Annotated in this window: 12 protein-coding genes; 6 read left to right on the top strand and 6 right to left on the bottom strand. The window is 44.2% G+C overall.

The window, feature by feature from the left end; all coding sequences use genetic code 11:
• The first annotated feature begins 109 nt into the window (after positions 1–109).
• The gene (locus DBX26_RS19620; protein ID WP_118120661.1) at positions 110–2,989 is read left to right on the top strand and encodes an amylo-alpha-1,6-glucosidase; all 2,880 of its coding nucleotides are present in this window, start codon (positions 110–112) and stop codon (positions 2,987–2,989) included.
• A gap of 85 nt (positions 2,990–3,074) precedes the next feature.
• On the opposite strand, the gene DBX26_RS19615 is transcribed toward DBX26_RS19620, so the two are convergent.
• On the bottom strand, positions 3,075–4,610 hold the full coding sequence (locus DBX26_RS19615; protein WP_118120660.1) for a DEAD/DEAH box helicase: 1,536 nt from the start codon (positions 4,608–4,610) through the stop codon (positions 3,075–3,077).
• Positions 4,611–4,837: 227 nt separating this feature from the next.
• Between DBX26_RS19615 and DBX26_RS19610 the strand changes: the two genes are divergently transcribed.
• A complete protein-coding gene (locus tag DBX26_RS19610) occupies positions 4,838–5,266 on the top strand; it encodes a VOC family protein (protein ID WP_118120659.1) in 429 nt (142 codons plus the stop codon).
• A 48-nt stretch (positions 5,267–5,314) separates the two neighbouring features.
• Here DBX26_RS19610 and DBX26_RS19605 read toward each other — a convergent pair whose 3' ends face one another.
• The 3 genes from DBX26_RS19605 to DBX26_RS19595 form a co-directional block, all read right to left on the bottom strand.
• A complete protein-coding gene (locus DBX26_RS19605) occupies positions 5,315–6,025 on the bottom strand; it encodes a lipoate--protein ligase (RefSeq protein ID WP_118120658.1) in 711 nt (236 codons plus the stop codon).
• A 162-nt stretch (positions 6,026–6,187) separates the two neighbouring features.
• Positions 6,188–7,216, bottom strand: a complete 1,029-nt coding sequence (locus DBX26_RS19600) for a hypothetical protein (RefSeq protein WP_118120657.1) — start codon at positions 7,214–7,216, stop codon at positions 6,188–6,190.
• Positions 7,217–7,862: 646 nt separating this feature from the next.
• The gene (locus tag DBX26_RS19595) at positions 7,863–8,900 is read right to left on the bottom strand and encodes a DUF4382 domain-containing protein (protein ID WP_118120656.1); all 1,038 of its coding nucleotides are present in this window, start codon (positions 8,898–8,900) and stop codon (positions 7,863–7,865) included.
• Between the two features lie 207 nt (positions 8,901–9,107).
• Here DBX26_RS19595 and DBX26_RS19590 point away from each other — a divergent pair, with 207 nt between their 5' ends.
• Complete coding sequence (locus tag DBX26_RS19590) at positions 9,108–9,347, top strand: YdcH family protein (protein ID WP_014233727.1); 240 nt, start codon at positions 9,108–9,110, stop codon at positions 9,345–9,347.
• Positions 9,348–9,391: 44 nt separating this feature from the next.
• Here DBX26_RS19590 and DBX26_RS19585 read toward each other — a convergent pair whose 3' ends face one another.
• Positions 9,392–10,048 (bottom strand): cupin domain-containing protein, encoded by a 657-nt coding sequence (locus tag DBX26_RS19585; protein ID WP_162889752.1) that lies wholly within the window; start codon positions 10,046–10,048, stop codon positions 9,392–9,394.
• 305 nt (positions 10,049–10,353) lie between these two features.
• Here DBX26_RS19585 and DBX26_RS19580 point away from each other — a divergent pair, with 305 nt between their 5' ends.
• From DBX26_RS19580 to DBX26_RS19565, 3 genes are all read left to right on the top strand, one after another.
• Positions 10,354–11,073, top strand: a complete 720-nt coding sequence (locus tag DBX26_RS19580; protein ID WP_014233729.1) for a beta-ketoacyl-ACP reductase — start codon at positions 10,354–10,356, stop codon at positions 11,071–11,073.
• A gap of 247 nt (positions 11,074–11,320) precedes the next feature.
• The gene (gene yghU, locus DBX26_RS19575; protein WP_118120655.1) at positions 11,321–12,178 is read left to right on the top strand and encodes a glutathione-dependent disulfide-bond oxidoreductase; all 858 of its coding nucleotides are present in this window, start codon (positions 11,321–11,323) and stop codon (positions 12,176–12,178) included.
• 811 nt (positions 12,179–12,989) lie between these two features.
• Entirely contained in the window at positions 12,990–14,303 is a 1,314-nt protein-coding gene (locus tag DBX26_RS19565) for a trypsin-like serine protease (protein ID WP_118120653.1), read from the top strand.
• A 53-nt stretch (positions 14,304–14,356) separates the two neighbouring features.
• Here DBX26_RS19565 and DBX26_RS19560 read toward each other — a convergent pair whose 3' ends face one another.
• A complete protein-coding gene (locus DBX26_RS19560) occupies positions 14,357–14,830 on the bottom strand; it encodes a peroxiredoxin (protein ID WP_118120652.1) in 474 nt (157 codons plus the stop codon).
• Positions 14,831–14,944 lie beyond the last annotated feature (114 nt).

The raw sequence follows: 14,944 nt of genomic DNA, 5'->3' as shown, positions 1-14,944 counted from the left end.
GGAGGGTAGAGGTATAGATGTCATCTATAGCTAAGCGTTTTTTACCTATTTTTCTCGTAAGAATGCGTTCCTTAGACTAACGCCCAAAATAACAATCTAAGGAATGAACATGAAACCGAGCTTTATTGCGCTTGCTGTCGCGTCTTGTATTGGTCTGGCTGGATGTGGCTCTGATTCGTCAGAGGTGATTGAACCTGTCGACAAACCTATTATTTCAGCAGATTTATATTTGCGAGGATTAAACGGGGATTGGGGCACGGCTGACCATGCCAAGCTAAACTATTTGGGTAACAATGAGTACGAAACCGTACTTCGCGTCGCTCGAGGTAGTAATCAGTTTAAGATTGCTGATCCGGGGTGGCAGATTCAATACACCTATTTTGAGGAGCCCGCGGCGTTTGATGAAGCTCAGGATTACTTGCCAAAACCCGATAGCAATGAAGCGTGTATGAACGATGATTGTAACTCGGAGATCACGTTTGCAGATAAAGGCTACTACAAGTTTTCTGTAAGCTTTGCTGATGAAAGTCGCGCGACCATGACAGTGACAAAAGCAACCCAAGAAGAAGCAGAAAAATACTACTCTGATGCGATTTTAGATCCCGCAATGGTTCACGAGGGGCATCAGAGCACAGAGGTAAAACTGTTTGCCAATTATGATGACTCCAGCGACACCGTTACTTTCTCAGTGAAAGACCCTGGTGCAGAGATGCGTGAGTTTGGTATTTCAACCACGACCGAGCTAAGAGATGCTCTGGATCAGGGCGTGGTTGTTAATGAGCAAGCGGGGCCACGAGTTTTGTCGGGTGACGTGGCGTTCGATGCGCTGTTTGCATTGACGATGAAAGAGCTGGATCAACTTGCGGTTTCACAAATCCAAGATGGTAATTACAACTACAACAACCCAATTGAAGCCGAAGTTTTTGAGACGGGCGCAAAATGGCACTATGTCTGGACGCGAGATCTCGCCTATGCTGCGGATCTTTCTCTTGCTCTTATGAACCCAACTCGCGTTCAAAATGGCTTGAACTTTAAATTGTCTGCTTTCCGCGAAACGACAGAGCAACAGTACGATGGTGAGCAAATTGTACAGGATACTGGTACAGGCGGAAGTTGGCCGATCAGTACGGACAGAACCACTTGGGCACTCGGTGCTGAACGATTACTTTCGGCGCTGGATGGAGAAGAATACAGCCAGTTTGCTGAACGCGCTTATAAAGCGATCAGCAACACGTTAGAGGCCGATCGACTTGCTGCTTTTGACGTTAAATCAGGACTTTATACCGGTGAACAGTCCTTCCTTGACTGGCGTGAACAAACTTATTCCACATGGACGCCTGATGACGTGAATGCCATAGGCAGTAGCAAAGCGCTGTCGACTAACGTGGTCCACTACCGCGCGTTAAAACTTGCCGCGAAATTGGCCGAGCAATACGACTCGACTAATGCCGTGAAATACAGTGAATGGGCAGAGCAATTGAAGTCTGACATTAATGCCCAGTTCTGGAATGCAGAGCGCGGCATGTATGTGAGTTACCTGTTCGACAACGGCAAAGACATCGCCGTCGATAAATACGACATGCTGGGTGAGGCGCTTGCGATCATCAGTGGCATCGCGACAGACACACAAGCTAAGCAAATCATGTCGAATTACCCACACAGTGAGTTTGGTGTACCTGTTTATTTCCCTCAACAACCGGATGTTCCTGTCTATCACAACCGGGCAATCTGGCCATTTGTGACAGCGTATAGCTTGCGCGCTGCACACCAAACACAAAATGTTGCTGCGGCGAACAATGCAATTCAATCTCTGGTTCGTGGAACGGCAACCAACTTGTCGAACATGGAAAACCTAGAGTGGTTATCGGGTAAATCTTTCATTATTCACAGTGATCATGGTGAAGACCCAAGTCTTGATGGTCCAGTCATTAACTCTCAGCGTCAGCTGTGGTCTGTGGGTGGTTACCTGAATATGGTGGTGGAAACTATTTTTGGCATCCATACCGAAACGGGTCAGCTTGAGATAAAACCGTTTATTACCAGTTGGGTACGCAATCACTTACTCGCTCAGTCTGATGAAATCACGCTGGAAAATTTTGCATTCAAAGGGAAAACTTACTCGGTGACGATTGAGTTGCCTGAAGTCAGCGAAGATGAAACCGGCTACTATCAGGTAGAAAATGTCACTCTGGATGCAGATGGAAGCTACCGCGTGACATTAGGTGGATTGGTCAATGTTGAGAGTGAAGTAAAACTGGTCTCGGGCGTTGCACCATACGCCAGCGAAGATAGCCGTGTTTACTCGCCGAAAGAACCTAGCTTGGTCGCGACATCAGAAGACAATTCAGTCAGCATTGCTGTAGAGAGCAAATACAACGTGAACTTATACCGCAATGGCGATTTAATTCAGTCTAACGTGGCTGCACAGACATACACAGATGTGCCAGAAGGTTTTGCCTGCTACATAGCGGAAAGCATCAATGATCAGGGTTTCCGCTCAAACCCAAGTCAGCCTGTTTGTATCGGCGAGGAGATTCGTATCAAACTGGAAGGGGATTATCAGCCTCTGAAAGAGGATGTCTCCGTTGTCACCGTAAACAAAGATAGTGGCACAGTGAATGGGCTGGAGTCGTTCTCAGTACCATCAAGTGGTACTTACCAGTTTGATGCTTGGTACAACAATAATTTGGGCCAGCTTAATACGGGGATCACTAACGCCATTAAGCTGCTAGAAGTGACCAATGAGTCAGGCACCGTCGTTGGCCAAGGTTACTTGCAGATGGGGCATATTGGTGAAAACCAGGGCATGCGTTACTCAACACCCGTTGAAATCGCGCTTGAACAAGGTATGACTTATCAGATTGCCCTGAAGGATCATTTCAATATGAGCTATCTCAAGTCGAACGAAACGTACATTTACGCGGGCGGTATTGAAGGTGAGCTGAATGAAGCTCAAATTGCGGATATTCGTATTACTCCTTTGAAATAATTGACTCGTTTGGCATAAAAACAAAGCCGCTCATGTGATGAGCGGCTTTGTGGTTTTCAATCAGGTTAACGTGCCAGAGGCAGAGTTAGTTTGCTGGTTGTGGACGAGCCTTGCGACGCTGACCCGATGGCTTATTGCTGACTGGTTTAGCGCCTTGTGGCTTGCGATTACCTGCTGGCTTCCCGCCATTACCACTTTTATTTCCATTTGGCTTGTTGCCATTTGGTTGGGTGTTTGAGCGCCCTTGGCCTTCACGGTTACCTTTTGGTTTACCCGCTCCGGCTTGGTTAGTGCCATTTTTGTTGCCGCTGTTATTACCCTTGCCGTTACCATTGAAACGGCGTTTAGGTTTACCTGCACCGTTAGAGGCTTTTTTATCGGCAGGTTGCGTGTTGCTGCCTTCCGCTTGAGGTGCTTTTGGTTTTTTAGGTTTCTTTGGTTTTTTCGGCTTAATCGGACGCGTATCCAGTTTTGACTCTGGCACGACATTCGTTGGTGCGAAGCCATCAAGCTCTTTACGTGGCAACACTTCTTGGATCAAACGCTCGATCGCAAATAATTCTGGCGCTTCAATCGCACAAACCAGAGAGATCGCTTTGCCCACTTCGCCCGCACGACCAGTACGACCAATGCGGTGAACGTAATCTTCTGCAACTTTTGGCAATTCAAAGTTCACAACTTGTGGCAATTGAGGAATATCAATACCGCGAGCGGCGATGTCAGTCGCAACCAGCACACGAATTTCACCCGATTTAAAATCAGCCAGTGCTTTGGTACGTGCACCTTGGCTTTTATTACCGTGAATCGCTGCCGCTGGTAGATTTTGCTCTACCAGGAACTTAGCCAAGCGGTTTGCGCCATGTTTTGTACGCATGAATACCAGTACCTGTCGCCAGTCACCATCATTAATCAGCTTCACCAGCATCGGCGCTTTTTTCTTCACGTCTGATGGGTAAATACTTTGTTCAACAGTTCGTGCTGTAGAGTTTGCTGGGTTAACTGAGATCTCGACAGGGTTGTTCACCAAACCTTTCGCAAGGTCGCGTATCTCATTTGAGAACGTCGCAGAGAACAGTAGGTTCTGACGCTGCTTAGGTAGTAAATCGAGAATCTTACGAATATCGCGAATGAAGCCCATATCTAACATACGGTCCGCTTCGTCCAGCACCAGTACTTCCAGTTGGTCGAACTTAATTGCGTTCTGGCTGTAAAGGTCCATTAGACGACCTGGAGTCGCGACCAGTACATCCGCACCTTTACGCAGGCGCAGCATTTGCGGATTGATTTTTACACCACCAAATACCACGGCGCTCGTAAGCGGCAAGTGACGGCTGTACATGAAGACGTTTTCCTGTACCTGAGCCGCAAGCTCACGGGTAGGGGTCAGGATTAAAGCACGAATATGGTTACTACGAACGCGAGGTCCATTGGACAAACGCTCCAGGATTGGCAGCGTAAAGCCTGCTGTTTTACCTGTACCAGTCTGTGCTGCTGCCATGACGTCTTTCCCTTCCAATATTGCCGGAATTGCCTGAGCTTGAATTGGAGAAGGGGTATCGTAGCCTTTTTCCTGAATAGCTTTAAGGATTGGAGCAGATAGACCTAACGAGGTAAAACCCATATGTATGATTCTCAATTGTCGAGTTAGATAACAACACGTCGAAATTAGTTTCGCCGCGAAAAGTGCGACATTCTGAGGCTTTTATGCGCGAGCTTCAACTAATTCCGTATTTGATCGCCATCTCATTTTTGTATCCACATTCAAAATCGCCCTTTACCTCAACTTAACTTGAGGTTCTAGAGTGAGTAGTAAGGACATGAAAGCGAGAAGAAAAAAGGAAAACACCAATGAAAAGTTACGTTGAACACGCCAATATCTCCGTAGTCGATGCGCAGAAGACCATTCAATTTTTAATTGCAGCGGTTCCTGAGTGGACAGTACGTGGCGGCGGAAAAATTGATAACTGGTTTGGTCGAACGATTGAATGGTTTCACGTTGGCGACGACCATTCTTATATTGCGATCTCTTCAGGAGGGAAAGGAGAAGCGAACCATTGGACATCGCAATTTACTGGCGTCAAACATGTTGGGATTGTGGTTCCAGATGTAGAGGCGCTCATCGAACGCTTGAGGCTCGCAGGGTACGAACTGGATCATAGAGGTGATGAGCACCCGTTCAGAAAGAACGTCTACTATATGGAAGATCACGGCATGCAGTTTGAATTTATTGAATATTTTTCTGATGTGCATAGTGAGAGAAATGATTACTCTCACTAACTGATTTAAGACGTCTGGAGCAGGATTCACATCTTGCTCCTTTTTAAGTTACGTGCGTTTGGCTTGTGCTAAAAAAGCACTGGTTAGTTGCTGAAATAGCGCGTCAACAGCTGGCCTATCTGTGATGTGATCGAATAATGGTATGTGTACATCACCACGAATATTATCGTTGTCACCGCAGAGTTGGTTACACAGTCGCACTGGCTCAACAATTTCGTCGACATTGGCATCGATCAGGATGCAAGCCTGGGACAAGACGACTTTTCCTCCGCCTTTTTTAAGTAACACACGTTGTGCGGTTCCGACGACTTTTTGCCCTCCAATATTCAAATTGTACTCACCATCACAGTACGAGTATGGCGTCGCGTGCACCTCGACCTTAACGCCAAGTTGTTCAAAAAAGACCGTTAAAATTGAGCACAAATCGAGGTAGGCTTTTTTTATGTCGTAGGGTTGATCTTCTGGCCAATGATAGATGTGAGATAGGTTGATGATCCCCGGAACTTGAGGAACTGGAGCACCACCAGTTTTGCGGGAGAATAACTTCCAGCCGGTGTTGTCCAGAGCGTTTTTTAATTCTTCCGATACTGGCCATTTCCTACCTGCTGGTAATACTAAGGTCGGGCTTTTGACTTGCCAAAGAAGCAATACTTGCGAAAGCTGATTAGATTGAACCTGGGCGATTAGCTCATCTTCTTTATCAAAAACATCAGAGACTTCCGTTGCGACATAACGGATCAGTTTATTCTTTGCAGCCAAATATTATCCCTCACTTATTACTACCACTTGTTTTATCGCAGATACAAAAAGAATACTAGTTAGCATCTCATTGTTTGGGTTGTTTATCTCATAGAAGAAGTGTCAAAGCAGGCTGGTTAAGCCTGCTTTGTTCTCTTTAGTTTGTTTCATCTCTATCTTCGACTAGTTTATGTCAGCCGTCGCGATAGCGATTAAGTCGGTAAATGACAATGAAAAAGGCTGTTCTGTGTTCAACGCCTTGGCCGGAAACTCTATGCTTAATTGGGCATGTTCGGGAGCTCTTTGCACAAGTTGCGTGACGAACGTGCGAGTTTCTCCAGGTGAAATAGATAAATGTTTACTCCCGTGAGAAGAGAGTTCTGCAATGCCTATAGTTGGTATGCTGTTACCATCATTATCTTCAATACTGAGCAGAGATTCAGGTCTGTATAGAAGGTTTCCGCTTTCATTACGATAAGCGCTAAACGTATTGAATTGAGGCTCTAACTCGCCCTGAGCACCGATGTTCGTGACGGAGAAAGTTACGTTGGAACCGTCAAAGTCTTCTACTTTAACTAGCACGTTATCATTTTGATAGCTAGCAGCGGCAACTGCGCTTGCCTCTTCTTCGTTGTTTTGCTCGTCGTTATTACGTTCGTTCGATTCGCTCGGTTGTTTATTGCTTTGCTTTTTGAACATAGCGTAAGACTGATCTGCCATCGCGATGAGTGCAGGGATGGAGTAAAGGGTAAGACCTTCTAAATGGTCAAAATCTATTTTCGCATGCTGGGTCAGTTTATTATTTGGAAACTGGCAATAACCATCGATAAGGCTGATCAATGCCAGCTCATAGGTGCCTTTCAATCGCTCTGCTTCCTTCGCGGCCAGATTTAAATTTGATCTCATCCTTTGAATGTCATTGAGAGTACGTTTGGGATAGCGGCCATTGGGCGAAACATCATTAGAAACCGCTATCAGTTCTTCCGTTACAAACGGATTTTTTGCTGTCGGAATGACGGTAGTGACGTGGTTAGATTTCGTTATATCCTGACCGAGTAACATTACCATTTTTTGAGAGACTGACGTTCGGTTGGTTGCAAGTATGTTGTTGCAGTTTGGCGATGTTGCCGCGTATGAGTAGTAAACGGGAAAATAGGAAATTAGGACAGCTAAGCCCGTAACGACGAGTACTTTTGTTATTCGAGTTTTCATTCTGATAACCCCTCTGTCTCTTAGCGCGATAGACTGACGTATTGCCCCCAGTCAGCCTAATTGGTTCGCGCTTTCAGAATGGTTGTAATCAACTCCTAGTAGCAGGTTACCTTGTTATATTGCGTCTTCGTCACTTTGAAACTCTTTGAATCCGTACGTTCAAAAGTGCCTGATTTAGAGCGCATTAATGCTACAAAGTTGATGCCTTTTTCTGAAAGATAGACGTTACTTTTCTAACCATCAATATGCGGTTGAGAGCGTGAAGTGTGTCACATATAGAGGCGCAAGAAAAAACAGTTACTTACTGTAGAAAGTTGATTTGAAGGAAAAATATATTTTTTTGAAGGGAACTTTTTGTGGCACGAAGTTGGTGTTTAATAAATTAAAAAACATCAACAGTAAGTGTTCTTCGTTGGGTAAGTAAATCTATGCTTATCGTTTGTTTAATGCGTCAGCTAAGCAAGTTAAGGTAAGCGAAAATTCTTGAGCTGGCACGTTGGTAACGTTGAGTTGGAGAGCGGTTTGAGCTGGTTTTTATTTACCCACTCGTTACCTCTGATGAATTATGGCCTCAAAACACCTGCTTTGATTAGCGGTATTTTGAGGTCACTTTGGAATTGGTTGTACAACATTCTTAGATGAGGCGCTAGAAGTTCGCTTCGGTATCTGTACCCACTGAAACGCTCAGCCCACTGACGGAATCAAAGATACTGAATGCCTCACCTTCTACAAGTCCATCTTCCGAATCATCGTTCGCAGTACATGTGTAACCGACAGAATAGGTACCTGGCTCGACAAAGCCGAATTCATACGTGTAGTCTGTATTGTTGTCGGCTAGTGAAACGGCTGCTGCTGCGATTGGGTCGACTTTTCCTTCAACGCCAGCAAATGGCCCCATGTCTACTTCGGCAACGTTACCTTCATATAAATAAACCGCTTGAACATATCCGTTTCCAGTATCGGTATCGTTCACACAGCCTCCATACGTTGCAGATAATACAACGCCTTGGATATCACCAGTGGTGACCGTGTTAATCAGTGATACTGAAGTTCGTTGAATGCTATAACCTTCGTTTTGACCTGTACCATCTTTCAGGCCTCGACGCAGGTCAAATTCGACAACGTACTCATTGTTGTCGGGATTCACTGCGAATGTGTTATTGAAGAACAGAACTCCGGAGTTCTCTTCTTTACCCACACCTTGTGGGCAGGCTCCGTCCCCTTTTACCGTGAGTGGAATTTTGTTGCCTGTCAATTCATCGATGACATAGGAAGGGTAATCGGGATGGTCTCCATCGTTGGCAAAAACACAAAGCTTATAATTACCGACAGGAAGAAGTTCACCATCTAAAAGATCTTCCACATCACTGCCTTGTACGTCCAACAAGTTCACACTGAGTGGAATAGGATCTTCGCCTTCAAGAAGCAGTTCACCATCTTCGTCAATATAGTTCCCTTCTTCATCCGTTTTGTATACTTCAAAAATTTGGGGTGTTTCATCGTCAATGGATAAGAAAGCGACTTTGCTGAATGTAACGACCACTTCGGAGACATCATCAATGGGAGCATCGGATACAGAAAGTGTTACAGGTGTTGTCGCGCTAACGGAATCGCTGTCTGAATTACAGCCAAATAGTGCCATCGCCACTGCGACACCGACTAAGCTGAATTTTACGGTTTTCATTGGATGTACCTTCTCGCTGGAATTCTATTAAATGTAGTCGAAAAAGTAGTGAACGTTTTAGATGTCCTAACGTTTCAGTTGTTGGCGTTAGTTAAGTAAAAGTGTGGGCAATTCGACGATATATTGCCCGATGTAATGCTATGTTTATTAATGCACTGCTTAAAATATGAGCAAACATATACATCAACCATCCATCAAGAGGTCTATATGTTAGGTGAAAATCACTCATTAACTCATGAATTTCCAGAACATTTGGATACCATCTCCCATCTGTCAGCAAATGATGCATCCTTTGCTGAAAACGTGAGAAACTACAACGCTTTGGATAAAGAAATACGTGTTTTGGAACTGCAAGGTAACCCCATTGATGATCACGAGATGAATATACTGAAACATAATCGTGCTGAACTGAAAGATTGGTTACATTCCAGGATCATGGGTGCATAGCCAGCTAATGAGTATCGGCTCGTATCTAGGCATACGAGCCTTTTTTATTTTTGAACTGGCAGATGCCCAGTCTTGACCCAAATCACCGTTTCTTTTTCGACAAATGGCGTGTGTTCACTCAAGTGCGGATTTCGCATCCAGGTATGCTTGGGATAGATGCCGAACTCATCTTGAAACTCGCCAGATAAAACTAATATTTCTTCGCCACCAAAGTGTTGGTGTGCATGAAACTGTTCTCCTTTCGGCCATTTCACTAGCGCAACACGTTCATGACCAAATTCATGCAAAGGCATCACTTGCAGACCGCCAATTCCGGGGAGCCACTTTGCCTTATTGGTATTGATGCGTACTTCCGAAAGATCTTGCGGATCAAATTGGTTCAGTTTTACCAAAATGAAACATCCTTCGTTACTTAACGGAGCATGATGGCTACCTGGAGGGTTGCGAATGTAAGTACCAGCAGGGTAATCGCCATTTTCATCAGAAAACACGCCTTCAAGCACTAAAATTTCCTCACCGAACGGGTGATAGTGCGTCGCAAAGCGTGATCCAGCTTCATATTTTACAATACTGGTGGTGTGCCCTGATTCTTTCGCTTCACGCTCTAATGGTTTACGCCAAACGCCTTTGGCCGGGCTGGCAATCCATTCTTGCTGAGTTGTGTTAATCACAACTCTCTGAGTGAAATTCATATTCAACATGCTGAAATTCCGAGACCTATTTTTAGCAGTCCATATTCATTCTATACGTATCACACCCTAAACCGACTTAAAACCTACAGCAAGAGTGTATGAAAACTTGTTGGAAAAGGACGAATCCAAAGCTCCGACTGACGGATGTACTGAAAAATACTGACCAATTGTATCGGATCGCTCACAACTCGCTCTTAGAATTTATCTATAGTTTTACTAGCGACGCAAAGGCGTGCTAGAACGAGAAGCAAAAGAGAATACAGGAACAAGTGCTGAAGCGCAGGGTGTATTCTCAAAAATATAGGAACACCAAGATGAAACATGACAAAGTAGCCATTGTCACTGGTGCCGCTCGCGGTATTGGACGAGCGATTTGTGAGCAACTATTAGAAGATGGCTTTTATGTCATCGGGTTAGATATCTCTCCGGTCGAATGGAGCCAGTCATCACAGCTCACCAGCTATCAAGTTAACCTATGTGACTCCAAAGGGGTCAATGAAGTCGTAGAGAGCATCATTCAGCAACATCATCGCATTGATGTATTAGTTAATAATGCAGGTATTACTCGAGATGCTCTACTCCAGGATATGCTGGAGAAAGATTGGGACAGTGTCATTGATGTAAACCTAAAAGCGGTATTTTTATTAACGCAAAGTGTCGCTCCGGTAATGTTAAACCAAGGTACTGGCAGTATTGTGAATATCTCTTCCATCGTGGGTACTGATGGAAATATTGGTCAGAGTAATTATGCTGCCAGCAAAGGCGGTGTTATCTCTATGAGCAAAGGGTGGGCGAAAGAGCTTGCTCGAAAAGGTGCACAAATACGTGTGAATTGTGTGGCTCCCGGATTCATTGTTACTGATATGACCAAAGACCTACCAGAGAAAGTGATCAAAATGATGGAAGGTAAAACTCCACTAGGACGGATGGGGTCCGTTCGAGATATCGCAAATGGTGTTGCCTTCTTAGCATCAGATAAGAGTGAGTTTATTACAGGACAAGTGTTAAAAATCGATGGTGGCTTAGTCTTATAGTCTCTTCGCGCCGTCCCTTCATGGGGCGGCTATCTCCTGCCCCTAGCCATATCTGCTTGATTTATCTTATAGCGCTAAAGAAAAAACCATAACCAAAGGTTCTAATCAAACTCGTCTTGAGGGCTTTAAATTTATGGTTGCGACCTAATATTCTGTTTATGACCAAATGAATTCAAGACATGGGATTGAGTAACACACTACTGATCCTATCAGCCAAAGGCGCATTCAAACACGATAAGGAATAACAATGTCAAACGAGTACATACCACCAAAAGTTTGGACAAACGACAGTGAAAATGGCGGCCAATGGGCAAGCATCAACCGTCCGGACTCAGGCGCACGTCATGAGCAAGAGTTACCCGTTGGTGAGCATCCATTCCAGCTATATTCCATGGGGACACCAAATGGTCAGAAAGTCACCATCATGTTTGAAGAGCTGCTGGCTTCTGGTGTGAAAGAAGCGGAATACGACGCACATTTGATTAAAATCGGTGATAGTGACCAGTTTGGTTCCGGGTTTGTTGCGGTTAACCCAAATTCAAAAATTCCTGCGTTAGTCGATCGCTCTGGCGAAGAGCCGGTCAATGTTTTTGAATCTGGCAATATTCTTTTCTACTTAGCGGAAAAATTTGGCCTGTTCTTGCCTAAAGAAGGGGCAAAGCGAGCGGAAGTAATGAACTGGTTGTTTTGGCTACAAGGGTCTGCGCCATATCTTGGTGGTGGCTTCGGGCATTTCTACGCCTATGCACCAGAGAAGTTTGAATATCCGATCAACCGATTTACCATGGAAGCGAAACGTCAATTAGATGTTCTGGACAAACGCTTAGCGAACAATGAGTTTTTAGGTGGCGACGAATACAGTATCGCGGATATCGCCACTTGGCCTTGGTATGGCAACCTAGTTTTGGGACGAGCGTACGATGCGGCTGAGTTTTTAGACGTAAACAGCTACGAGCACGTAGTTCGTTGGGCAAAAGCCATCGATCAACGTGAAGCAGTCAAACGCGGTCGTATTGTTAACCGAACTTGGGGTGAAGAAGGCGAGTATCTTGAGGAGCGACATAGTGCACAAGATATTGATGACGTGTTAAAGCTAAAACTTTAGGCTCAATCCTATTATCCTGCGTACCATTCACGAAATTGGTGCGCAGTTTTCTATTCTGTTCTACGATCAACTCGCATACTTGAATCCATCAATGATGAATTTATTAGTCAATACTGAAAAGGATTAACGAAGCGTTACGCTTAGCAATATTAGTATCCACACCGGAAAAGACTTTTCTATTTAAATCTAGTTTGAAAACATAAACGTCATTAATATCTGACATAAGTGACATTTATATTTCATTTCTATACTTCTGATTTTGCTTTTTAAATCGATTAATTAGTTGTTTTTCTTGTCTACTCTTATTTATTTTTCCAGCCATATTATTGACCCTTAGCTAACAATATAAAATCAAAGAGACGCAATACTATCGCTATTGAAAGTCATATTTCGTTGATTTTCATTGCCCCCTATTTTCCAGTTCGCCAGCATGAACTGTGTTGTTGTTATGTCCGCACACGTGTTTTTTATAACCCGCCTGAGTGCGGACGATTTTTTATCTTCACTCACTACAGTATTAATGGCTGCTAGTGCAGTCTCGGGCAATTCTCTCATCATTTTTCTGGTTAACGCTATTTACCCATTAACTAAACATGGTATGAGCTATGTATCATAAATGGGTGTAATCTTTGAAACTAATTCTCATGCTTTAGAATTATGTGGTCCGGATTATGTTTTGCAACTTAAGTTGCAGTTAGTAGTGAACTAAATGCCTATACTTTTGTGCATGTAGTTGCCCAAGTATGCATGTGTGTAATGCACGTTGTCCGTTCATACTCAGTCAACTTTGTTTATCCAAGGAGGGAAGTGTATGAGAAACAAATGGGCACCGCTGTTTGCCTCACTTTTGATCAGTGCACCAACATATGCGATTGTTGGTGGAGAGGACGTTGAGATCGAAGAGCTAGAAAAAGGGAATAATTTCTCTTTTTTGGTATCAGTACGAGCCAGTATTTTAGCCGAGGATCATTCTTGTGGAGGGACTATTGTTGGTGAACGCTGGGTTCTAACTGCTGCTCATTGTTTGGTCGCGTCTAGCGCTAGCTTAGAAGATAGCAGTGAAAACGCCGATGTTTTTACGCTATACGATGTCGCCAAGCCCAAAGAAATAGCGATAACTGTAGGTAAGTATTACCAATCTAGTGAGAAGTATGACTTATCTAATGTTGATATCTCAGACATCTATAAAGTCACTCACGTTGTGATACATCCAGACTATTATCCAGAGCAGTCTGTTAGTGTAGAAATAATCGAGAGCACAGATAATACCGGTGAGACTGAGGTAATGGTCTTAGAATCAACCGCATACCAGAATGACCTTGCTTTACTCTATGTTGAACGAGCTTTCCCTTCTAGTGTTGTGGACATCGTAAGCTTAGGTGATAGTGTGAGTGACACGGCCTTATCCGACCTAGAAGATATGTGGGACTCTTCAGATCCAAAGCCAAATGTTAAAGTTGCGGGTTGGGGGACTGGTGAAGATGACACGATCATGAGAGAAACGGACGTATCCTTTTATCCGATGCCTCTGTGTTACGAGCGTCTTGAATCTGCTGAAGAAATGCCAATCTACCTCGAATCTCCAGTAGACCCTACGAAGCTATGTACGTTGCCTACTCAAAGTTTACCTCTTGGTGACAATATATACGGTAACGGCGCTTGTGTCGGGGATACGGGGGGACCGCTATTATTGCCTAACATAGATGGTTCTGCCTTTACCCAAGTTGGTATTATCAGTGCTGGACCAATTATTAATAGCGTCTGTAGCTCTGTTACCTTACCAACTTGGTATACCAACGTGTCGTATTACAGAGAGTGGATTGACTCGTACATTGATAGCAACGAACCGCCTGAAGTTGTTATCACCAAACCTGATTTTCTGATTGTTCCAGAGGAAACCGAAGATGGCGAAGATACGGTGACGGAAGGAGAAGAAGGTGAAACGGTTACAGAGGACGAAGAAGTCATAGAAGATGAAGAGTGTAACGCCTCGATTGAAGGTCAATACGTTGTTTTTTGTGATGACGATGAAGATGATGACAGTAGTGGCGGATCGTTGGGCTACATGTACTTATCGTTGATGTTACTTTTAGCGGCAAGCAGAAGAAAAGTTATTAAGCGCTAGTACTAATAAACATAAAAGAACGCCCCGAGTTAAGTCGGGGCGTTCTTTTTTAATTAAAGCGCTGCAAGAATTGTTTCTGCGTTACTCACTTCAAACTTCTGTGGTTCTTCAACATTAAGTTTGGTCACGACACCATTATCAACAATCATCGCATAGCGTTGCGAACGAACACCACCAAAACCGCCAGTATCCATTTCCAGACCAAGTGCTTTGGTGAAGCTTGCATCACCATCACCCAGCATCATAATCTCAGAGGCATTTTGAGCTTCACCCCAAGCGTGCATAACAAATGCGTCATTTGTTGCGATACATGCGATAAGATCAACACCTTTTGCTTTTAGCTGGTCTGCTAGAACAACATAGCCTGGCAAGTGAGCTTCTGAACAAGTTGGAGTGAACGCGCCCGGGACAGCAAACAACACCACTTTTTTATTCGCAAACAGCTCAGTTACGTCGTGATTTGCCATGCCATCGGCTGTTAGTTCACTGACAGTTGCAGAAGGTAGTGCTTGGCCTTGTTGAATCATAATTGTCTTCCTTTTGATATTCGTTATTTGTCTCAGTCAGTCTAGCGCTTAAGTTGAACATTAACCACTGAGGGTTTGTAAGGGTATACCCAAGTATTATTAACATTCTGAATT

It is taken from the genome of Vibrio sp. dhg, from assembly GCF_003443775.1.
GTDB classification, from domain to species: domain Bacteria; phylum Pseudomonadota; class Gammaproteobacteria; order Enterobacterales; family Vibrionaceae; genus Vibrio; species Vibrio natriegens.
The sequence above is the reverse complement of the archived record's forward strand: the minus strand, read 5'-3'. Positions and strand labels throughout refer to the sequence as shown.